Raw genomic sequence first — 23,180 nt, 5'->3', positions numbered from 1 at the left:
GTCATACAATTCATCTGGAATAGAAGCAATCCTTGCCATTATTAAATTCCTAGTCAAATTAAGTGAAATACTGTGACCAGGTATTTTACAGATTATTTACCATGATTGGTATTAGAGGATTAAATGAACTTATTCACTACAACAACCATCATAACTATTGCTTATAAATCACCTGTTTGACAAACTTGCTCAAAAGGATGTTTAACAAAACTCCTTAACCGAATATTTCATCAAACTACAGAAATAACCGGGGGAGCTCGACGGGCTCTGCTACACTGTCGAAGCTAATTAATTTCTATATAACCAACTTTGGAGGGTATATCATGCCATTACAGATTGGTGATCAAGTACCAGACTTTACTGCTGAAACGACTGAAGGGGCTATTAACTTTCATGAGTGGATAGGCGACAGCTGGGTTATGCTGTTTTCACACCCAAAAGATTTCACTCCAGTGTGTACTACCGAACTTGGCTACATGGCCAAAATGAAGCCAGAGTTTGAAAAGCGCAACTGTAAGGTTATTGGCCTTAGCATTGACTCTGTTCAAGATCATCATGAATGGGCAAAAGATATTGAAGAAACACAAGGCCACGCTCTCAATTACCCTTTAATTGGCGATACTGACCTAAATGTGGCTAAACTATTTAGCATGATTCACCCCAATGCGAGTGGCAAAGCAAAAGAACGCTCTGCAGCAGATAATGCAACTGTTAGATCAGTATTTATTATCGGGCCAGACAAAGCTATCAAGCTAATGATCACTTATCCTATGAGTACCGGACGTAATTTTGATGAAGTACTACGAGTGTTAGATTCAGTACAACTAACAGCCAAGCATAAAGTGGCAACGCCAGTTAACTGGAAGCAGGGAGAAGATGTCATTATTGTGCCTGCTGTATCAGATGATGAAGCTAAAAAACAGTTTCCAAATGGCTGGAAGGCACCAAAGCCTTATATTCGCTTAGTACCGCAGCCACAGTAATATACACTTCGATGTGAGTATAAAAGACAGGTTTGTTTCATATATATTTAAGCATGAAACAAACCTGTTTCTCACTAGATTACCTCTAATAATTAATATACCTACCACAACTATTTTTAACCCAGGGTGGGTGTTATTAGTAGCTGAGTTATGAGCCAACAAATGGACAATTTGACAAAAAATCTTTATCTACCTTAGGCACTTAGTCATTTCCAGGTGATAGATAACTTCAACGAAAAAGCAAAAAAACTATCAAAAAACACAAAGTGCCTAAAACAGATAATATAAATTTCACTACTGCATCTCTTTTATGGTATTTTTTTATTATAAGTTTGAATATAAATTTAGATTCAGAAAAATAACCAGTACTACAAACTGATTAAATAAAGGCCAATATCAGTTAAAAACTGACATATGCCCTAAAAACAGGCATTACAAATAAAATAATAGATAAGGATGTCCAAAATGAAGGGGTTTATTTCCACTCTCTTAACAGGATTAAGCTTGTTAGCTCCAATGGCTTACAGCAACCAAAGCTCACTTAATATAGAGAACTCTCCCTACACTGCTATTAGCCCAACTATAGAAGAACAACGGCTTCCTATCATTCAAGCCAACTCACCAGCACTATTAGCTCCTCATCAATCATTGATTAATCAGGTTAATAGGGATATACAGTCAATTGAAAATTATAAACACTTAGTCAAACTTGCAAAAAACTCTGGCCAGCAATTATGGCAAATTGCAAATAAATCAGGCGGTTCAGTTAAAGATGACCGCCCCCTTTATTGGGCAAGGCTTTCAATCAGTAAAATTATACGTCAACAGGCAAAAATCTTAAATTTAACCACAAGTCAGCAAGAGTCTCTTTTTTGGCAGTATGAGCTTGCCTCTCGCGGCCAATTAGACGTCAACTTTAAGCCCAGTGATCGACTAAGAATATTAATTACTGGCTTTGACCCTTTTTTCCTTGATTATAACATCGAACAAAGCAACCCCTCTGGTTCTATAGCACTTACGCTAGATGGCAAACAAATGACTGTAAATGGACAACAAGTTGCCATTGAAGCTTTTATTTTACCCGTAAGATTTGAAGACTTTGATCGCGGTATGGTAGAAACCCTTCTCACACCTTATATTGCTAACCCACTGGTTGATATGGTTGCAACCATTAGTATGGGCAGATCTAATTTTGATCTGGAGCGATTCCCAGGATTACGGCGATCAGCCCAAGCGCCTGATAACCTGAATATTTATACTGGAGCATCAGCAGCTAATCCACTCGTTCCTTTACTTAAAGGCTCCTTGCTAGATGGGCCAGAGTTTGTGGAGTTTAGCTTGCCAGTTAGGGTGATGAAAAAAGCAACGGGCACATATCAAATCAATGACAATCATAAAGTCATTACTACCCAGGGAGTTCGCTTCCCTAACAGCTTAATAGAGCTTACCAACATGACATCAGTGGAAGGTTCGGGTGGCGGTTATTTATCCAATGAGATTTCATATCGTAGCATTCGACTACGTAATCGTTATCAGCCATTATTATCTGTCGGTCATATTCATACCCCTCGAGTAAGCAAGTTTAGTAAAACCAAACAGTCAGCTATCACCCAACAAGTGAAACAAATGTTAATACTAGCAGCTGATGTTATTTAATTGACTTTGACCAAATAAATGTCTGCCAAATTTAAAAAATAAAATTGGCAGACATTTGTATTAACAGTCAAATTTAGCGCCACCTCTTCGATCTTCCCTTCCCATGCAACCGTCATAAACGAACTCTAAACTTTACTTTCTGTAGAGCCTTCTCTTTATTTATAAAAAAACAACGAATTTTAATAAAGTATGCTCGAATGATTATGTATTTTTAAGATGTGACCAAATAGTCACTCACTAATTGAAGCTAAGCAGGGAAAGCACTATTCTATCTGAGCATTTCATCAGAGATATAACCAATACGAATGGTTTTTAGGGATGAGCGATAAGCTCCAGTAGTAATTTCTCCCTATAAACCTAGAAATAATAGGTGATTGGGGTAAGAGATGATGGCAATAAACCCTGAAATCATTCGTGAATGGGTATAGAACATTCAAGGCTTTATCTTTCCAATAAGCCTTGAAGTTCCTATGGGTTAAGGGTATCTAAAATAGTGCTTTAATTTTCCAGTATCTATATCGAGTGATCAGCTTTTAAGGTGTCTCTAAAAATCCATGTTAGAGGCTCCTTTATAATATTCATTGACTAGTAATATCTTAGTAAGGGAACGTGTCATGCCTGATAATGGCATTTCTAGAATATCTGGTAGTACAACTAGCCAACAATCACCCACTAGTTCAACTCCAGTCAATCAATCCCCAGGAGGAACCCTTCATCTTGGTGACACTAAGCTAGCTGTAACACAACTCAAGCCAAACAAATTTAATTGGTTGTTTAATCAAGCAAAACGGTTTAATCCTCTTACTAAATTACCCTCTAATAATACCAGCCTGCTCAATAAGCTTAAGCCTGCTACACTAACAACCCTCCCCCTATCAACTCAAACAATTCAGATACCCCAAACACATGTACATGAAATTGAAAGCGAACTCATTAGCGCTTTTACCATTTATGCCAAAAGTAGTAGCAAACACCATGATACTCTACAAAACTATTTCATAGGCAAAAATTCACCTAATGCTAATTTAGGAACTTATTTCAAGTTTAATGACAAAGATGAAATAACTTGCTGCTCAGAACGTTTAAACGATAACCCACTAAATAACCCTACATCATTAGCCAAGTTACTTAATCAACTATTAGAAGGACATAGACACAATAAAACCAGCTCGTTTTACCGTACTATTCATGATGCTGTAGCTAATAAGCAAGGTACATTAAATCAATATGTGACGATAAGTTTTCTTGGTAAGATTGAAGCAAGAACTATAACCCAAATTGAGAATATTACCAAGCAAGCACCTCAGACTGACAAAATTGTTAACCTACAAAGAAAGCAAGATGATCGTCAAAAATTACTTGAGCAGCTAAATGACCAACTTAAATTAATTCAAACAAAAAGAGATAAAATTTTAAATAAAGCAACAGAACATGATTATTTTGTGTCAATCAATAATAAATTATTTCACTTTTTTCGTTTTCAACAAAACCACTTATCTCCTATTAAAAGTCTAGAGTGCCCAATAGCTAAAAACTGTATCAACATATCTCTCAGCCCAAATGCAGATGAGAAAACACTAGATAACTGGCTAAAACTAAACAAAAATCTTGATGATGAGTACAAAGAGTCTGAGCGCAGGCTGCAATCTTTAAAGAGTCGCTTAGATGCATTCCAAGAAGTTATTACTGATGAACACAAAGTACCTTTTGTAAAAGCTGATGCATTAACTGCCTTTCAGCAAGCAAAACTAGCTCTGGATAATACTAATCCCAGTTTATGGCATAGACTGAAAGGCTGGATTTTGAATACTCCCCAGTCAGAAAATGATAGAATAAAAAATGTTAAGCAACAAATAGATCATACACTTAATAAATTGCGATATGTTCCGCAACAGTTTGAACAAATCAAAAATAAACAATATACACGCATACTGGTAGCAGCAGAATTAACTAACTGCTTAGACTTACTGAAAAAGCATCCTACTTTCTTGGGTAAAGAACTCACCCTATTTAAAACAAATGAATATAAGACTTTTGAAAAGCTATTACAGGAACTAAAATAGCTTTCACAAAATCAGCATACCCTACAACACTTCCTATGTAAGATATGCTATTTAAGCATTTTTAGTAACGATGAGCAGCAATACTAACGGAACCCAACCAGTATTGCCATTGTTGGTCAAGAGCCTTAAGGCCACCAGGATAATTTTCTTCAAAAAATATTTTTGCATCTATTGTTTTGCATTTATTTTCGCTTAGAGCTTTCATATATTTACTCAAAACTAGCTGAGTGTCGGGCCGTTCCATCAGAAAATAAACTATCGACCAGGCTGTAGCATACATAGTAGCTAAATCTTGCTCATACCACGTCCTGCCTGAAAAACTTAAATACTGATTAAGACTCATTAACTGATTTTGCTGCTGCTGCCTAGTTAATAAGCGTAGCCAGCCCCTATTTGGTTTAATAATAGCTAACTGCCCTAAAAGCTCCATTTGTTCAAAGTACTCAGCTAGCCCTTCAGTAAACCAACTAGGGATAAAGCCAAAAAGTCCTGCAATAATAACGTGGGTGGCCTCATGACGGGCAACAGCATAGGTAGTTTGATCGTTTCGTTGGCGCATGACCGCAGCCACATTAAGTCTTGGGTTGTAAAAACCACTATTGGTTTTTAATGTGGGCGCCACTTCTGACCGATAACGGCTAAACTGGTCCAGCTGGTCAAATACCTTGATTGTTAATGTTACCTGACGCAAATCAGCTAAAGGCATATTTCTTGTCATAATATGAAATATTTTTTGGGTATCAGCTGTCAGTTTATCTTTCATCCAATTAGGCAAACTGTCGCCTTGCTGTTCTACTGTCAACCGAAAATACTGTGCCTTTTTCGTATACTTTTGAGATAAATCTGCAACTCTCTGCTGCTGGGGTGCCTTATCAGTAAAATGTACTTTGCCTTGCTGATCAACCCATTTATAAATACGGCTAGTAGGCTCTATTTCAGTTATTTCACGAGTGGTAGGAGCGCATTGGTAGTCGCCCATTTGCCACCCTTCTACATCAATAACTGTTTTTGGAATAGGCTTTACTTCTGAGCTAGGTATTTTTTGTATTGGTTGGTAGCTTATCTTGTTATTTGGTAACTGAATACCAATTTGAGCTAACAACTGACGACGCTGCTCTTCAGTGGCCCTCTGCCACATAACAGCTCCTAAGGAAACAATAATAAACAGGAAAACCAACCAGAATCTTGTACGTGTCATTAATGCATCTATCAAAGTCAAATTAATAAAATAGTATAACTATTAGGCTATTACCCAATTATCTGTAATATTATATCTAAAAGAGCTATAAAGGTTTAGTTTTTAATCACTTTCAACCGGAATCTGTTGACTACCCTAATTTCATACTAAAATTAAAACTGAATAATCAACAATTTTAATAGTCATGCTGTAGAAGCAACTGTGATTACGAGCTACTTAATTACCTTAATAAGACTTACTCTTTTTATGAGTATAATGTGGATCAGCTCTGCTGTTGCTCAGACAGTATCTGTTGCTATTGCAGAGTGGCCTCCCTATGCAGTTAAATCACTGGAAGACGGTGGAAAATATACCAAGCGTGTCATTGATTCATTAAAATCAGCAGGTTTTAAAGCTCACCTGGTTTGGCATGATAATTGGCTAACTGCATATAACCGAACTCAAGTTGCAAAAGATGATGCTAGTATTTTTTGGGTCTGTAACCCAGAGCGGGCAGATCATTTTTACTACTCTAATCCTTTCCAAGTTATTCAAACAGTTATGTTTCATTTAAAATCAAACAATTACCAATGGAATAATTTGTCAGATCTTAAAGGCCGTGGACCTTTTGGTATTACGACAGCCTATTATTATGGTGATAACTTCAGTGAAGCCGCTAAAAAGTATAATTTCAATTTACGAGAAGTAAGACGGGAGTCATTAGTTTTTAATTTACTTATTTATGGACGAGTCAACTATGTACCTACCGATATTTTAAATGGTTTAGAGCTTATTGAAAGACATGTCCCCAAAGAGTCTCAATCTTATATCACCTATAACCCTAAACCAATTGAAGTAGGTTATTTGCATTTAATAATAGCCAAAAGCCACCCTCAAGCAAAAATAATACTTAATGGTATAAATAAGGCAATAGCTTTACTTGATGATAAATATGCTAAGCAACTAGCCTTAAAAAGTTTAAAAGACTCATGCCCAACTATTGAGCAAGCTCTATGAGTTCCTTTATACCTTTTCCGAATGATTTTTAGGGTTTATTGTCTTCACTGACCATCAAAGGATGGTGGGAATGCAGTTTGGATACCACCAATTAGAGCAATGCAAGAGCAATTACCGAGGAGTATTTAACTGCCTTCACCCTAGTCACTTATAAAAACATAAACTCATGGGGATAAGTCTGCTACTGTAAGACTTACGGTAGCAACTCAAATTACGAAAAGAGCACTACTGAAACTCATCACACGACGGCCGCCCCTAAAAATCATTCGTTTTGGCTATATCTAAGCCATTAATTACTACAACTAAACCCAGATACCCACCCATCAAACGAACAACCAATCAAAAATGAGCCTGTTTTCGCGAACTTTTCAATAATATTCGCCGCATCATATTCATCTATAAATGCTTGATAGCTCCCCTTTTCAGAACAAGCGACACAAGCATAAAACCCACATAAATTTTTTAAATGATTCTTTCCCCAGGCATGATGATCATGCATTTGACAACAATAGTCTAATGAAGACATTGGCTGGTAGGGTTTATTATCCCAACCATCACCACAATAATATCCATAGCGGCCAAATAAACCACCCAACTCCCATTCTGTCTTGCACACAGCCTCACCATCTTTTTTACAACGGTTTACAGCACGTCTATGCTCTGCTGCATTTTGATAAAATGGGCTGCCAGCATACCCAACTGAAGAGTAAAACCCATAAAAACTATATGATAAGTTACTAACGGAAAAGTCGTTATAAGGTTTATTATCCGGCGATACTGCTCTACTGGGGTTTAGTTTATTGATTTTTTTCTTATTATTTTTTTGAGCAGTTACAATATCAATACACCCTTCTAGATTAGCTGGATTAAACAGGTTTTGACTTAATGGCTTGATTTTATTCACTTCAAATAGTAATGCTGTTTCATTAAATTGAAAAGTTAATACATTTTTATTTTTTTTCTTGTTGCCTGACTGCCAAAAGACACCTTGTTTGGTTGGTGCTTTACTATTTTTCGATGTGACTTTTGCTAATAATTTGTTGATACTCGGTGCACTACTATTGCCAAGTGAAAATCTGGTGCAACTAATAGAGTTTTGAATATAACCTGTAGCAGGATTACTATTCCAATCATAATAAATATACGACTTATCTGCATCGCTATTCATATTTACTTCAATCAAGAATGCTTTGTTGTTCTCTTTGAAATGAAGAGTTGCCGGAAATTTAATATTAGGTAGTACTACATTACCAGATGCAGAGAATGCTTTTTCTGAATAAAGCAATGCTCGCTGGGGGCTGTCCAAGTTGATTGCGTATAAGTTTGAAGCAAAAGCAAGTGTAAAAGGCAAAAGAAAATGTAATATTTTTTTCATACTATTATCTCAATTATTATTTTTCTTAAATTTATTAGCTAGCTTTCTTATCACATCAAATTAAACCTCAAATGTTTTTAGTATACAGTCGATTTTTTATAAAGATCGTCCATTAAGGCTATTGCAATACAACCGAACTTTAATTTAAATAAATATGTAACTACTTGCTAACAATTATGCTTTTTTATAATGACCAAATACAACTCGACTTATTCACTATACTTAACAATAAAATACATGGAATGTATAACCATCAATGAGCGAGTATATAGAAAAGAAGCTACATGTATCAGAGTTAGAAGTCGGTATGCATGTTGTTCGACTAGATAAACCTTGGCTAGAAACAGCATTCCTATTACAAGGTTTTATCATTCAATCACAAGAAGATATCAAGGCTCTAACTGAGGAATGTAACCACGTCTATATTCAAGGAAAGCTGCAAAGCGCTGAAGGAAAGCCAATAAAAGCTAAATCTAACTTACCCAAACGCCAAGCTGTTTATATTAACAAAGTTAACTTCGAGCAAGAAATTGAAAAAGCTTCTGTTAGCTTTCGCCAAGCTCGCAGCTTGGCCAAGAATATTATGAATGGTATTCGTATTGGTAGAGCACTTGATATTAACGAAGCAAAAGAAGCAGTATCTGAATGTGTTAACAGTATATTACGCAACCCTGATACGCTTCGTTGGTTAACCCAAATTAAGCAGCAAGATGAATACACTGCAGAACATAGTATGAATGTTTGCATTTTATCTGCAACATTTGCTCGCTACCTTGGTATGTCTAGTTCTGAAATAGAAACAATTGGTCTCTGTGGCTTACTACATGATGTAGGTAAAGCAAAAGTACCTGAAGAAATTCTAAATAAACCTGGCAAGTTAGACCCTGATGAAAATAGTATTATGCAAATGCATACTGTTTATGGCAAAGATATTTTAACTGCTGCTGAAAATAAATATCTAATTACTGTTGATGTAGCTCATTCCCACCATGAAAGAGTTGATGGCACAGGTTATCCTCGTAAACTTCAGTCTAGACAAATTCCAGTTTACGCTAAAATAGTAGCGCTTGCAGATGTTTATGATGCAATAACTAGCTGCCGTTGTTATGATGGCAGCAGAACTTCATTAACGGCTCTTAATATCATTTACAATGAAATGGGAACACATTTCGATGCAGAACTAGCACGAGAGTTTATTAAATGTATCGGTATCTATCCCCCAGGCAGTATCGTAGAAATGACCAATGGTGAAGTCGGTATTGTCATTAGTAATGATGACATCCGTAGATTAAAGCCCAGGGTTCTACTACTACTAAATGAATTAAAAGAGCCAAGAAAGCAACGACTGGTCGATTTAACTAAAATAGATTTAGATGCCGAAAGTAAACCTTACGTTATTAAACGAGAACTAATAAATGGCACTTATGGTATTGATATAAAAGACTATTTCAATTTTATAACAAGTAGCTCATTGGCAAAAAATTCCAATAAAAAAGACAGTAATGATATACGAAATGCTACTAGCTCACTCACTAGCTCTAGTGAGGTAACTCAAAATTAAACTATGGTAATCGATTGCTTTTTTTTAGCCGTTCGTGAACACTTTTTTGATAAATAATATGCAAATAATGCTTTATCATTTTAAAGTGCATAACCCAGGCAATCACTCGTAACCAAGGGCTCAACTTTAGCAATGCGATATAAGCATCAATATCATTAACAATTGTGCCATCTGCTAATTGAATATGTAAACTAGTTAATGCTTCCTTCGGGTTGATGCCTGCATGTAATAAAGCATCCTTATTCTCATTGATATCACACCACTCTATTTTATTTTTATCAACCCAATGATTAAGCCACTGCTGATCTCGCCGGCAACTAGGACATATAGCATCGTAATAAATGGTTATCTTGTTCATTTAATAAAACTCAAAATTACTTCTAAAAAAGCTAATGAATATGGAGAAACTTAGGCCTAAGGCCTTTTGTGGCATCCTCTTAAGAAAGTGTGGACAATAGGCTACTAATTTACCAACTCAGTCAATTGAGCAGTTTTTTGCTCTTTTTTCGTTAGAAATTGTCGAACCGATTCACAACTCTTACTTCTCTAAGCTTATGTGAGCAATAAGCCTCTCACTTGCCTTAATAGATGAGCAAGTTCTTGCTCTATTTCTATTTCAAAACCAAACCATGTTTCTTAGGTTTTAAGTAACCAATTGATTTTAAACAAAAATAAATATGTGGCATATGATTTGACTATTCATTGCCTGTGAATTATTGGTCACCTGCACCCGTGGCTAAAGATTTGATTATAGGCCTCCCATAGAGGCCTGCTTTTAACTAACAAGGAATGAAGCTATGCCAACTCCAGCGTATATGAAAATTGAGGGCGAAAAGCAAGGCCTGATTACTGCCGGTACTTTCACTGAAGACTCTGTAGGTAATATCTTCCAAGAAGGCCATGAGGATCACATTTTAGTTCAGGCTTTTCGCCATGATGTGATTTTACCTCGCGACCCTCAAAGTGGGCAGCCAACGGGTCAACGGGTACATCAGCCATTGGTTATTACTAAAGTATTCGACAAGTGTTCACCACTTTTATATAACGCATTAACTAGTGGCGAACGTTTACCAAAATGTCACATTGACTGGTATCGTACTTCTGCTCAAGGTACTCAAGAACATTACTTCACGATTGAAATTGAAGATGCCATTATCGTGGCTATTAATGCTTCAATGCCTAACTGTCAGGATCCAAGCCAGGCACATTTTACTCATTTAGAAGATATCCACTTCACTTATCGTAAAATTAACTGGACTCACGAAGTATGCGGTACTTCAGGTCATGATGACTGGCGAGTACAACGTACTGGCTAATAATCAATTAAACCCTCTTTCTATAGAGGGTTTATCTAATTCTCCCTCTTTCCCCCTTCTCTCTTACTCCTTATTAATAATTTCTCCTGATTAAGGATTATTGCTATACAGCAAAAGTCTTTTGATCTTAACCTCATTAATTAGCTTTACTGCATTGCATAGACTCACCCCTATTATCTATGCCTGACTGACTAATCAGTCACCACAACAAATAACAAACAAGGAGTCATCCATGAAAGCACGTGCAGCTGTTGCCTGGGAAGCTGGCAAGCCCCTTGAGATTGAAACCATTGATATCGCTGGCCCAAAAGAAGGCGAGGTATTGCTGCGAATGGTGGCTACTGGAGTATGTCATACCGATGCTTACACACTTTCTGGTGCTGATCCTGAAGGTCTGTTCCCTGTAGTCTTAGGCCATGAAGGTGGTGCTGTAGTTGAAGAGGTAGGGCCTGGCGTCACTTCATTAAAACCAGGCGACCATGTAATTCCTCTTTATGTGCCTGAGTGCGGTCATTGTAAATTCTGTCAATCAGGCAAAACCAACTTGTGTCAGGCAATTCGAGAAACTCAAGGCCGAGGGGTAATGCCCGATGGCACCAGCCGACTTAGCTGTAATGGTAAAGAGCTATACCATTATATGGGCACCTCAACATTTTCTGAATATACTGTCGTGCCTGAAATTTCAGTGGCCAAAATCAGCAATAAAGCGCCTCTCGATAAAGTTTGCTTATTAGGTTGTGGTATTACGACAGGTATCGGTGCTGTCTTAAATACAGCAAAAGTAGAGCCTGGTTCTACAGTTGCCGTATTTGGCTTAGGGGGTATTGGTTTAAGCGTGATTCAAGGCGCTATTTTAGCCAAAGCTGAACGCATTATTGTGGTTGATATTAATGAAGACAAGTTTGAAATGGCTAAATTACTAGGTGCCACTGACTTCATTAATCCACAAAAATATAACCAGCCTATCCAAGAGGTGATTGTGGAGCTAACCAATGGTGGTGTTGATTACTCTTTTGAGTGTATCGGCAATGTTAACGTTATGCGCTCAGCTCTGGAATGTTGCCATAAAGGTTGGGGAGAGTCCGTTATTATTGGTGTTGCTGGTGCTGGCGAAGAAATAGCAACCAGGCCTTTCCAGTTAGTAACTGGCCGAGTATGGCGCGGAACTGCTTTCGGCGGCGTTAAAGGGCGCAGTCAGTTACCTGGTTATGTTGAACAATATATGCAAGGTGAAATTAAGCTGGATGAGTTCGTTACTCATACTATGGGCTTAGAAGACATCAATGATGCCTTTGATTTAATGCATGAAGGCAAAAGCATTCGTTCCGTTATCCTGTTTTAAGCGTGAGGTGAACTGATGTCTGAACCAAATCAACTGGAAATTATTTCTCAAAACAAGGTACATGGTGGTTGGTTAAAGCGCTATCAACATCATTCTGATGTATTAAATTGCGATATGGTTTTTGCCATATTTTTACCACCTCAAGCGGAAGAGCAGGCTGTACCCGTCTTATACTGGCTGTCAGGCTTAGAGTGCACTGACGAAAACTTTATGCAAAAAGCAGGGGCTCAAAGGCTGGCAGCCGAATTAGGCATGGCCATCGTCTGTCCTGATACCAGCCCAAGAGGTACCAACCTGCCAGGCGAGCACGACAGTTGGGATTTAGGCTCAAGTGCTGGCTTTTATGTAGATGCTACAGAACAGCCCTGGGCAAGCCATTATAAAATGTACAGTTATGTGACCAAAGAACTGCCGGTGCTAATTACTGAGTCATTTCCTGTTACCGACAAAAAAGCGATTAGTGGCCACTCGATGGGTGGGCATGGAGCATTAGTTTGTGCTCTAAAAAACCCTAGAGCCTATACATCAGTCTCAGCATTTGCTCCAATAAGTCATCCAAGTGATTGCCCTTGGGGACAAAAAGCTTTTAGTCATTACCTAGGTGACAACAAAGATAACTGGGCTCAATATGATGCCTGTGATTTAGTTGCCAAATCTAGCAGCCCTATTCCTATTTTGGTTGATCAAGGCAGTGCTGATAAGTTTCTTTCTGAGCAATTAAAACCAGAGTCACTAACCAAAGCATGTAAAGATAATGATTTTTCTCTCACTTTACGCATGCAACCTGGTTATGATCATAGTTACTTTTTCATAGCTAGTTTTATAGAAGATCATCTACATTATCATGGTAAAGCTTTAGGATTACTGTAACAACGAAGCTATTAATAAATACTTACTATCATGCCTAAAGCGTTTTCCCAGCTTTAGGCTATCTTCAGATTTTTTATATTTAAATATATTCTGTAGATCTATAAAAATTAGTTATCAAAAGTTTACAAAGTAAGTGTTTGTAATAAAAGTTTATTTTTTGTAGTAAATTTATCCGGATATTGACGTATAGCTAACTTAGGAATAACGTTACCCCATTCCTAAATAAAGGATAGAGTGGGAACTACAGCATACTTTGTTTTCTGGGAATCTGTAGAAAATATAATAAGAACTTTATTTATAGGAAACATTTGGCTGTAAATCGCTGCCAAAAAATAACAATAGTGACTGGCTACTTTATAGCTGGTGTGAGTAACTTACATAAAAAATAGCCTTGTTGTGGAGTAATAATCATGTCCATAACTAATACATGTACCATTGGTTTTTTAGTTCTAAACAACTTTACCTTAATGTCTCATGCTTCCGCTGTAGAGCCATTACGGATGGCAAATCAGCTGTCAAATCGTACCCTTTACCGCTGGAAAACACTGTCAGTTACAGGTGAACCTGTTACAGCCAGTGACGGAATGACTATAACGCCTGACGATAGCATCGAAACAGCTGAAAAGTTTGACTTAATTGTGATATGCGGCGGTCTGGAAATAAAGCAACAATGCAACAACCGCCGTTTATTGCAGTGGCTACAACGACAAGCACGCCTTAAAACACCCTTGGCTGCTATTTGTACAGGCAGTTATATCTTAGCTAAAGCAGGCTTATTAGATGGCTATCGTTGTACTATTCATTGGGAAAATATGGCCAGCTTTAAAGAAGAGTTTCCTCATATCATGGTGACCAACCATATATACAGTATTGACAGAGACCGACTGACCTGTAGCGGTGGCACAGCACCTCTGGATATGATGTTAAACGTCATTGCCAATGTGCATGGTAGAGAGCTGAGTGCATCCATATCAGAAATGTTTGTTCATGACCGGGTACGTAATGAGGTTGAGCAACAACGCATTCCGTTACGCCATACACTGGGGATCAGCCAGCCTAAGCTGGTGGAGATTGTTGCTTTAATGGAAGCTAACTTAGAAGAAACTATTAGTTTGGATGATCTCGCTAGCTATGTAGGCTTATCAAGGCGTCAACTAGAGCGTTTATTTTTAAAATACCTAGACTGTTCTCCATCCAGATACTATCTAAAACTAAGGTTACAAAGAGCCAGACAGCTACTGCAGCAAACTAACCTATCAATCATAGAAATCGCTGCTGCTTGTGGTTTTATTTCTACACCACATTTTAGTAAGCGTTATCGTGATTGCTTTGGTATTCCTCCCAGAGATGAGCGACTGGGCTTACAAGTAAAAGTTCACCCTATAGCCATGGCAAGTTAAAAATAAAAGTGTTCAGGCAAGTAAAAACCATTATTCTGATCTTTGTAAAAAGAGGATGATAATGGTTTTTACTGAATTTTATCTACACTTAACCCTACAGTTATAGCACCAATTGCTTTATCTTGATCCATTACAGGAACTGATACCTGAATCAAATAGGCTTGAACACTTTCATCAAATTCAACATTTCCTATATATACATCACCTTTACCTTGATTAAAACTGTAAGTAAATTTCTCCTCATCCCCCTGCCAGTAGTCAGTTGTCTTATTTGTCATTGCAATATTTTCCCCCTTACTTCCCATTAAAAAAAGCTCAGCATAATATGGCTTAGATTTTTCAAGCTCTAATAAACGTTTAGCAGCCTTGTTTTGCATCAAATCTGTCATGAAACGACTTAGATTTTTAGCATGTTTCCATTCTTTATCTCGCTCTTTAATTACCACTAGTGTAAGCCCTTTTTTATTATGTTCTTTCACAAACTCAACTATATCAGGGTCTTTCCCCCACTCTTGTAATGAGTCCACAATTCTTTCTACAGAATTTATAGGAGCTTCCTCTGCATAGACACTAAAACTTAATACCCCTATCATAAAAACGATTGATTTTATTTTAACAATCATGAACTATCTCCTTCCCAGTTACATCTCATTATTATTTTAGTCTGATTGACTTAAGGAAACTCAGAAATTCAAGTTAATTTTTAAATATTACTAATAAAGAAAACATACCAAGAGGATTACAACTTTATTAGTAATACTTCATTTAAAACACAATCCTTGCAGCACTAATTTTAAAGTACTTTTGTACCAAACCCAGAAGCCAAATGTATATACATAACTTGCAATTTTATTAAGGTGACAAATTCACAGCAAGCCAGACAAATCTTTATTAATCTTGCAATTTCAAAAATATTTTTTAGAAGCCAGTCACATATATTATACTTAAGTCGTATTATATATTTTCGCTAACTACACATAAGTATAATTACCAATCAAAGTGAGTTAATGCGCACTCTCGCCATTTAATTTATTTTTAAGCTATTACCAACTTTCATAAAAAAACAGAATATAAAACAAGAAACTACCTAATATAACTATTACTTTAAGCATATCCGTAAAAACCCTAATTCAATTTATAACCAATTGCTGGTTAGTATCTAGTACAAGCGAAGTATGAACATTGCTAGCAAATACTCTGTTGCTACTCCTAGCTATAAACTAATTAGCTGCAATGTTTAAAAGCAGTATCGCTTTTGGTTGTCTAGCTAGAAAGGTGGTAGCATCTATAGAAAAGATGGCTGCTTAGTCTATACCCTTAGTGGGTATAAAACTGGTATTACTACAAATACACTATTGAAAATAGTAGTAATGCCAACAAAAACAATGGACCTAAGATATGACCCCTTGGAAAGTAGACCAGCAAGTACTAAATACAACTCCTGATGATCTTGTTTATCTCAGTAACCCTGACCCTGTGGTGTATCACAACCTACTTGATATGTCAGCTGCATTTGCAAACCGTGCCATAAAAAAAATGATGACAAACGAAAAAGAAACGGTTGTATTAGATAAAGCCTACAGCAAATAGCTTGATTATAAGTAAACACTTACGGGAACTCTCTTCAGTTTTTGTGCATGCCGCCCAATTAGAAGTTTTGATTAGACAATAAAAGCCTTTACTATCAGCTATATTGCAAAACTTCTTTTATATTTAAGGTTTAATTTATTCAGAATATCATTTAATATACGACACAAGCGGGTGGAGAAGGGTTAATAAAATACCATTACGGGAATAACCCTCGCTGTCCCTGACGCCCGCTTTCTAGATAATTAGCCAAGCACTAATCACGATTTATTTTTTATTAAAATCAGCTTAAATTATCCATGTATTTTTTATACTTATGAAATAACCTTCATGGATATATTTTTGTCTATTGCTCTGCGATATTTAATATATTCACCTTTGAAAGTATTCAAACAATCAAGAACCGTCTACTGTAAACCTGTCTATCAATATCAAATATTCCTTATCTCTCCATAATTTATTCAAGCATTCCGAAGTAACCACAAAGCCTAAAAGCCTTGGAATTGGGCCGCTGTAGCCTGCTGAGTTAGTGACGGTTTTGCACATAGCTCTGTCGCTTTCAATGGAAAGTTTCGTTTAATCCTGGTGCTAGACTGGCCAGAAGTTCAAGGAATCTATATCCACCATGCGTGTTGGGTATGAAAATGTTAACAAAAATAAGCCATTACTAATTAGAAGGTAAACAGTATGACATCCAGCGAGCTGCATGATACCTCAATTGTGATAGACGGTTTAATTATTGCCAAGTGGGGCCGTGAGCTGTTTGAGGATATGCGCCGAGGGGGCCTAACCGCAGCTAACTGTACCGTGTCCGTTTGGGAAGGATTTCAAAACACGGTTAACAACATTTCTGAATTTCACCAGTTTTTTGAAGATCACAGCGATCTAATAATGCAAGTAAGAACCACCAAGGACATCTTACGGGCAAAAGAACTTAACAAAACCGGTATTATCTTAGGCTTTCAAAATGCACACGCCTTTGAAGACAAACTTGGCTACATTCAAGTGTTTAAAGAACTGGGTGTTGGCATCGTGCAAATGGCTTACAACACCCAAAACCTGATTGGCACCGGCTGTTATGAAAGCGACCGTGGCTTATCTGACTTCGGCCGCGAAGTAGTCGCTGAAATGAACCGGGTAGGTATCATGTGCGACCTTTCTCATGTAGGCGCCAAAACCTCTATGGATGTTATTGAAGCATCAACCAAACCTGTTTGTTATTCCCATTGTTTACCCGCCGGCCTTAAAGAACACCCCCGAAATAAATCCGATGAAGACTTAAAATTTATTGCTGATCGTGGCGGTTTTATTGGTGTAACCATGTTTACCCCATTCTTAAAACAGGGGGTAAACGCCACTGTTGATGATTACATTGAAGCAATTGACTACATCATCAATATTGTTGGTGAAGACTGTGTAGGCATTGGTACCGACTTTACCCAAGGTCATGATAAAGCCTTCTTCGACTGGCTCACTCATGATAAGGGTTATGCCCGCTCTCTAACTAATTTCGGCAAGATTGTTAACCCTGCTGGTTTCCGCACTATTGGTGAGTTTCCCAACCTGACTGATGCCATGATGAGAAGAGGTTGGTCTGAACACAAAATTCGTAAAGTAATGGGTGAAAACTGGTTACGCACTTTAAAAGCCGTATGGGGAGAATAATAATGGGTCATAGAGCACCTGAAGTACCAATTAATGTTGATGCAGAAACTGGGGTTTGGACTACCGATGCACTCCCCATGTTATATGTACCACGCCATTTTTTTATGAATAACCACACGGTTATTGAAGATGCGTTAGGTGCCGATAAGTACGCCGAGATTCTTTATCAAGCCGGCTATAAATCTGCCTATTATTGGTGCCAACAAGAAGCTAAAGAACACGATATATTTGGTGTAGAAGTTTTTGAGCACTACATGCGCAGGCTTTCTCAACGTGGCTGGGGTATTTTTTCAATTGAAGATATTGATTTAGAGAAAGGCTATGCCAAAGTGCGTTTAGATCATTCTGCTTTTGTTTATCACTATGGAAAAGTAAACCGTAAATTAGAATATATGTTTACTGGCTGGTTTGCCGGGGCTATGGATCAAATTGTAGAACGCTTGGGTTATTCTCTTACTACCCATGCAGAACAATTACAAAGTGAAGCAGAAGAAGGCTGTGATCATGGCATATTTGAAGTAAAAGCTATAAATGAAGGTGGCACAACCCATCATTAATATCAGTACATTTCTATGAGCTGGGCTATTTACCCCCAGCCACTAATAAAAACACCCAAAAATTTATTTGATAAATAAAAAATAAGGGTGAAAACAAACAATAGTCGAGGGATATTTAAAAATAGCATTTTAAATATCCCTTTGTGTTAGCCAGTGACTAATAATGAGGGATAACGATGGCTCAGTACGACGCAATATTTCAGCCATTGACCATCAATAAGACGACGATTCGTAATCGTGTTGTCAGTACTGCCCATGCAGAGGTTTATGCCACTGATGGAGGGATGACAACTGAACGCTATGTGAAGTATTACGAAGAGAAAGCAAAAGGTGGTGTAGGGCTTTGTATTTGTGGTGGCTCCAGTGTTGTGTCCATCGATAGCCCACAAGACTGGTGGAAATCCGTTAATTTATCCACTGATCGGATTATTCCTCATTTTCAAAATCTTGCTGATGCGGTGCATAAACATGGCGGCAAGATTATGATTCAAATTACCCATATGGGACGCCGCTCTCGCTGGGATGGCGGTCACTGGTCAACCCTTGTTAGTCCCAGTGGAATTCGCGAGCCTGTGCACCGCGCCACCTGTAAAACGATCGAACCAGAAGAGATTGAGCGCATTATTAAAGACTACGCCCAAGCTGCTCGCCGTGCCAAAGAAGGTGGTTTAGACGGGGTAGAAATTTCAGCGGTACACCAGCATTTAATCGACCAATTTTGGAGTCCTCGGGTTAACAAACGCACCGATGAATGGGGTGGAAGTTTCGAAAACCGAATGCGTTTTGGTTTAGAAGTGACTAAAGCTATTCGTGAAGAAGTAGGGCCAGATTTTGTAGTAGGTATGCGTATTTGTGGTGATGAGTTTCATCCAGACGGCTTAAACCACGATGATATGAAGCAAATCGCCAAATATTACAATGACACCGGTATGATCGACTTCTTTGGTGTGATTGGTTCTGGTTGTGATACTCATAATACCTTAGCCAATGTTATTCCTAATATGAGCTACCCACCTGAGCCCTTCCTGCATTTAGCTGCAGGTATTAAAGAAGTGGTGGAAGTACCTGTTATTCATGCGCAAAACATTAAAGACCCCAATCAGGCACAGCGAATTTTAGAAGAAGGTTATGTCGACTTTGTGGGGATGACTCGTGCGCATATTGCTGACCCGCATTTAATTACCAAAATTAAAATGAATCAGGTAGACCAGATTCGTCAGTGCGTAGGAGCAAACTACTGTATCGACCGCCAGTACCAAGGGCTAGATGTGTTGTGTATTCAAAACGCGGCTACATCACGCGAAAGCACCATGCCCCATATTATCGAAAAAACTGAAGGCACTATTCGCAAAGTAGTTGTGGTCGGTGGCGGTCCTGCTGGTATGGAAGCTGCTCGCGTTGCAGCCGAACGCGGCCATCAAGTAACTCTATTTGAAAAAGCTGACGAACTTGGCGGGCAAATTACTACTGCCGCCAAAGCACCACAACGGGATCAAATCGCTGGTATTACTCGCTGGTTTGTTTTGGAATTAGAACGTTTAGGCGTTGATGTACGACTCAACACAGAAGCCAATACCGATGCCATTTTAGATATAAAACCAGACATTATTATCCTGGCGGTTGGTGGCACCCCTTTCCTAGAGCAAGTACCCGAATGGGGTGCAGAAAAAGGCTTGGTTGTCAGCAGCTGGGATATTCTTAACGGCACTGTTGAGCCAGGTAAAAATGTTTTGGTATATGACACTATTTGTGAATTTAGCGGTATGTCAGTTGCCGACTATTTAGCATCAAAAGGTTCATTAGTTGAAATTGTCACAGATGATATCAAGCCAGGTGCAGCGGTAGGCGGTACAACCTTCCCTACTTATTATCGCAGTTTATATGAAAAAGAAGTCGTATTTACGTCTGACTTTATTCTGGAAAAGGTTTATCAAGAAGGCGATAAAAAAATCGCTGTGTTAGAAAATGAGTATACTGGTCAAAAAGAAGAACGGGTTGTTGATCAAATCGTTGTAGAAAATGGTATCCGCCCTGATGAAAAACTCTATTACGAATTAAAAGCGGATTCACGCAATAAAGGCCAAATTGATATCGAAGCTTTATATGATGCCAAACCACAGCCTGCCCTATCAGAAACAGGTGACGGTTATTTACTGTATCGAATTGGTGATTGTGTATCGCAGCGGAATACGCATGCTGCAATTTACGATGCATTGCGATTATGTAAGGATTTTTAGCTTTTTTATTAGGAGGTATAAACCAATTCTGTTTGTTACACCAAGTTTCTGTACTGTTTGCCCCCTCTCCCTCTGGGAGAGAGGGCTGGGGTGAGGGCGAAATGTTAATTAACAAACTAGCCTTTCAGGCTAGTCCCCTCATCCTAACCTTCTCCCCGCAGGGGAGAAGGGACTTGGTTTGGGGTACTTCTGCTACAGAGAGCAAGAGGTAACAACCTCCAAAAATAAAAACCAATATACAGCCAAAGTGAGTTAATTCACAAATGGTATATCCACAGCGAAGGATATAAGTAAATGTTTCTTGATTGGATACTACCTGTTTTACTCTGTGCAGCCATTTTACTTGCTGTAATTGGTGCGGTTAAACGCATTAATTTATGGCGCCAGGGGCAGCCTGATAGAGTCAATATACTGCATGGTTTAATGCAGATTCCTAAGCGCTATATGGTGGATTTACACCATGTGGTCGCGCGGGATAAATACATTGCTAATACCCACGTTGCAACTGCAGGTGGGTTTGTGGCAGCGAGTGTATTAATTATTCTGGTTTATGTGTTTGGCTTTAATAATCGCATTTTAGTGTGGGGATTATTAGCGGCTTTAACAGCTATGCTGGTCGGCGCTTTTTTTGTTTATAAACGCCGCAAGAACCCTCCTGCCAGGCTTTCAAAAGGGCCTTGGATGCGCTTACCCAAAAGTCTGTTCACTTTTGCTATCACCTTTATTTTAATGTCACTGCCCGCTGCTGGAATTTTGCCAGAAAATTTTGGTGGCTGGCTGTTAGCCACTATTTTATTAGCGGGTGTAGTGTATGGGGTTGCTGAAATGTTTTTTGGCATGACCTGGGGTGGACCAATGAAGCACGCGTTTGCAGGCGCTTTACACCTAGCCTTTCACCGTCGTGCCGAACGGTTTGGTGGTGGTCGCTCCACAGCTTTAAAGCCAGTTCAGCTTGAAGAAAATAAATTAGGTGTCGAACAACCAGCAGATTTTAAATGGAATCAGCTATTGGGTTTTGATGCCTGCGTGCAATGTGGCCGTTGTGAAGCCATGTGTCCTGCTTTTGCTGCTGGCCAACCGCTTAACCCCAAAAAGTTGATTCAGGATATGGTGGTTGGTTTAGCGGGTGGCACTGATGCTAAATATGCGGGTAGTCCTTATCCTGGTATTGAGGTTGGAAAACATCAAGGGGCTCCGTTACAACCCATTGTTAATGGTTTGGTTGAAGCAGATACATTATGGTCCTGCACCACCTGTCGTGCTTGTGTAGAAGAGTGCCCAATGATGATTGAGCATGTAGATGCTATTGTGGATATGCGCCGCTTTTTAACATTAGAGCAAGGCCAAACCCCAGAAAAAGGCGTCGAAGTCATCGAAAACCTGATTGCCACTGATAACCCTAATGGCTTTGACCCAGGCCACCGAGTTAACTGGGCCACTGATCTTAACTTACCGTTAATGGCTGATGTACAGGAAGCTGATGTCTTATTCTGGATTGGCGATGGCGCCTATGATATGCGTACCCAACGCACCTTACGTGCCGTAGTTAAATTACTACGCGCCGCAAAAGTTGACTTCGCTATTTTAGGTAATGAAGAACGAGACAGTGGTGATGTCGCAAGACGGTTAGGTGATGAAGCAACATTCCAGGCTTTGGCCAAACATAATATTGCGACGCTAAAAAAATATCAGTTTAAGCAGATAGTAACGGCTGATCCACACTCTTATCACTGCTTGAAAAATGAATATAAAGATTTTGGAGCTGATTTCGAGGTTTATCATCACACCACATTTTTAGCAGAGCAAGCCAAGCAAGGTACCCTAAAACTCGGCGAACTCAATTTAGGCACCGTCACTTATCATGACCCCTGTTATTTGGGCCGCTATAACGGTGAATATGAAGCGCCACGGGAATTATTAAAAGCACTTGGCCTGGAAGTAACCGAAATGGAGCGCTCAGGTTTTCGTTCCCGTTGCTGTGGTGGTGGCGGTGCAGCACCAATTACGGATATCCCTGGAAAACAACGGATTCCCGATATGCGGATGGAAGATGTTAAAGCTACCAATGCCGACGTAGTTGCGGTGGCATGCCCGCAATGTGCATTAATGTTGGAAGGGGTGGTAGAACCTCGCCCAGAAGTGCGGGATATCGCTGAAATGCTGGCCGAAGCAGTGGAAACAATTCATTGATACATATGCACCCTTGCCCAAAGAGGCTGTTGCAATAAGGTATGACACAACCCAACCTCCCCCTTTGAAAAAGGGGGATTGAGGGGGATTTCATGAAGGCTACTCAAAATCCCCCCTGGCCCCCCTTTTTCAAAGGGGGGAAGTAGATTATGCGACAGTTTCAAAGGGAGAGGGAGCTAAAAGC

18 protein-coding genes are annotated in these 23,180 nt (G+C 38.8%); 14 read left to right on the top strand and 4 right to left on the bottom strand.

Going from position 1 to position 23,180, the window contains the following annotated elements:
- Positions 1-323: 323 nt before the first annotated feature.
- From ORQ98_RS19250 to ORQ98_RS19240, 3 genes are all read left to right on the top strand, one after another.
- A complete protein-coding gene (locus tag ORQ98_RS19250) occupies positions 324-983 on the top strand; it encodes a peroxiredoxin (RefSeq protein WP_274690443.1) in 660 nt (219 codons plus the stop codon).
- A 465-nt stretch (positions 984-1,448) separates the two neighbouring features.
- The gene (locus ORQ98_RS19245; protein ID WP_274690442.1) at positions 1,449-2,639 is read left to right on the top strand and encodes a hypothetical protein; all 1,191 of its coding nucleotides are present in this window, start codon (positions 1,449-1,451) and stop codon (positions 2,637-2,639) included.
- 614 nt (positions 2,640-3,253) lie between these two features.
- Complete coding sequence (locus tag ORQ98_RS19240; protein WP_274690441.1) at positions 3,254-4,702, top strand: hypothetical protein; 1,449 nt, start codon at positions 3,254-3,256, stop codon at positions 4,700-4,702.
- A 61-nt stretch (positions 4,703-4,763) separates the two neighbouring features.
- Here the strand turns inward: ORQ98_RS19240 and ORQ98_RS19235 are convergent, their stop codons facing one another.
- Positions 4,764-5,840, bottom strand: a complete 1,077-nt coding sequence (locus ORQ98_RS19235; protein WP_274690440.1) for a DUF1570 domain-containing protein — start codon at positions 5,838-5,840, stop codon at positions 4,764-4,766.
- A gap of 306 nt (positions 5,841-6,146) precedes the next feature.
- On the opposite strand from ORQ98_RS19235, the gene ORQ98_RS19230 reads away from it, so the two are divergent.
- Complete coding sequence (locus tag ORQ98_RS19230; RefSeq protein WP_274690439.1) at positions 6,147-6,896, top strand: substrate-binding periplasmic protein; 750 nt, start codon at positions 6,147-6,149, stop codon at positions 6,894-6,896.
- A gap of 289 nt (positions 6,897-7,185) precedes the next feature.
- On the opposite strand, the gene ORQ98_RS19225 is transcribed toward ORQ98_RS19230, so the two are convergent.
- Positions 7,186-8,271, bottom strand: coding sequence for a phospholipase A2 family protein (locus ORQ98_RS19225; RefSeq protein WP_274690438.1), 1,086 nt, complete (start codon positions 8,269-8,271; stop codon positions 7,186-7,188).
- A gap of 256 nt (positions 8,272-8,527) precedes the next feature.
- Here ORQ98_RS19225 and ORQ98_RS19220 point away from each other — a divergent pair, with 256 nt between their 5' ends.
- A complete protein-coding gene (locus ORQ98_RS19220; RefSeq protein ID WP_274690437.1) occupies positions 8,528-9,832 on the top strand; it encodes a cyclic di-GMP phosphodiesterase in 1,305 nt (434 codons plus the stop codon).
- Position 9,833: 1 nt separating this feature from the next.
- Here the strand turns inward: ORQ98_RS19220 and ORQ98_RS19215 are convergent, their stop codons facing one another.
- Positions 9,834-10,190, bottom strand: coding sequence for a thiol-disulfide oxidoreductase DCC family protein (locus tag ORQ98_RS19215; RefSeq protein ID WP_274690436.1), 357 nt, complete (start codon positions 10,188-10,190; stop codon positions 9,834-9,836).
- 439 nt (positions 10,191-10,629) lie between these two features.
- Here ORQ98_RS19215 and ORQ98_RS19210 point away from each other — a divergent pair, with 439 nt between their 5' ends.
- The 4 genes from ORQ98_RS19210 (at position 10,630) to gbdR (ending at position 14,760) form a co-directional block, all read left to right on the top strand.
- Positions 10,630-11,148 (top strand): Hcp family type VI secretion system effector, encoded by a 519-nt coding sequence (locus ORQ98_RS19210; RefSeq protein WP_274690435.1) that lies wholly within the window; start codon positions 10,630-10,632, stop codon positions 11,146-11,148.
- Between the two features lie 232 nt (positions 11,149-11,380).
- Positions 11,381-12,490, top strand: coding sequence for an S-(hydroxymethyl)glutathione dehydrogenase/class III alcohol dehydrogenase (locus ORQ98_RS19205; RefSeq protein ID WP_274690434.1), 1,110 nt, complete (start codon positions 11,381-11,383; stop codon positions 12,488-12,490).
- Positions 12,491-12,505: 15 nt separating this feature from the next.
- Positions 12,506-13,360, top strand: a complete 855-nt coding sequence (gene fghA / locus ORQ98_RS19200; RefSeq protein ID WP_274690433.1) for an S-formylglutathione hydrolase — start codon at positions 12,506-12,508, stop codon at positions 13,358-13,360.
- A 410-nt stretch (positions 13,361-13,770) separates the two neighbouring features.
- Positions 13,771-14,760 carry a choline metabolism transcriptional regulator GbdR gene (gene gbdR / locus ORQ98_RS19195; protein WP_274690432.1) on the top strand — a complete coding sequence of 330 codons (990 nt, stop codon included), beginning with the start codon at positions 13,771-13,773 and terminating at the stop codon, positions 14,758-14,760.
- 68 nt (positions 14,761-14,828) lie between these two features.
- Here gbdR and ORQ98_RS19190 read toward each other — a convergent pair whose 3' ends face one another.
- Complete coding sequence (locus ORQ98_RS19190; RefSeq protein WP_274690431.1) at positions 14,829-15,383, bottom strand: PDC sensor domain-containing protein; 555 nt, start codon at positions 15,381-15,383, stop codon at positions 14,829-14,831.
- 775 nt (positions 15,384-16,158) lie between these two features.
- On the opposite strand from ORQ98_RS19190, the gene ORQ98_RS19185 reads away from it, so the two are divergent.
- The 5 genes from ORQ98_RS19185 to ORQ98_RS19165 all read left to right on the top strand — a co-directional run bounded on the left by ORQ98_RS19185 (position 16,159) and on the right by ORQ98_RS19165 (position 22,996).
- The gene (locus ORQ98_RS19185) at positions 16,159-16,350 is read left to right on the top strand and encodes a hypothetical protein (protein WP_274690430.1); all 192 of its coding nucleotides are present in this window, start codon (positions 16,159-16,161) and stop codon (positions 16,348-16,350) included.
- Between the two features lie 684 nt (positions 16,351-17,034).
- The gene (locus tag ORQ98_RS19180; protein ID WP_274690429.1) at positions 17,035-18,012 is read left to right on the top strand and encodes a dipeptidase; all 978 of its coding nucleotides are present in this window, start codon (positions 17,035-17,037) and stop codon (positions 18,010-18,012) included.
- 2 nt (positions 18,013-18,014) lie between these two features.
- A complete protein-coding gene (locus ORQ98_RS19175) occupies positions 18,015-18,569 on the top strand; it encodes a 4-vinyl reductase (protein WP_274690428.1) in 555 nt (184 codons plus the stop codon).
- A gap of 176 nt (positions 18,570-18,745) precedes the next feature.
- Entirely contained in the window at positions 18,746-20,806 is a 2,061-nt protein-coding gene (gene dgcA, locus ORQ98_RS19170; protein ID WP_274690427.1) for a dimethylglycine demethylation protein DgcA, read from the top strand.
- Between the two features lie 294 nt (positions 20,807-21,100).
- Positions 21,101-22,996, top strand: a complete 1,896-nt coding sequence (locus ORQ98_RS19165) for a (Fe-S)-binding protein (RefSeq protein WP_274690426.1) — start codon at positions 21,101-21,103, stop codon at positions 22,994-22,996.
- Positions 22,997-23,180: the final 184 nt, after the last annotated feature.

It is taken from the genome of Spartinivicinus poritis (assembly GCF_028858535.1).
Lineage (GTDB): Bacteria > Pseudomonadota > Gammaproteobacteria > Pseudomonadales > Zooshikellaceae > Spartinivicinus > Spartinivicinus poritis.
The sequence above is the reverse complement of the archived record's forward strand: the minus strand, read 5'-3'. Positions and strand labels throughout refer to the sequence as shown.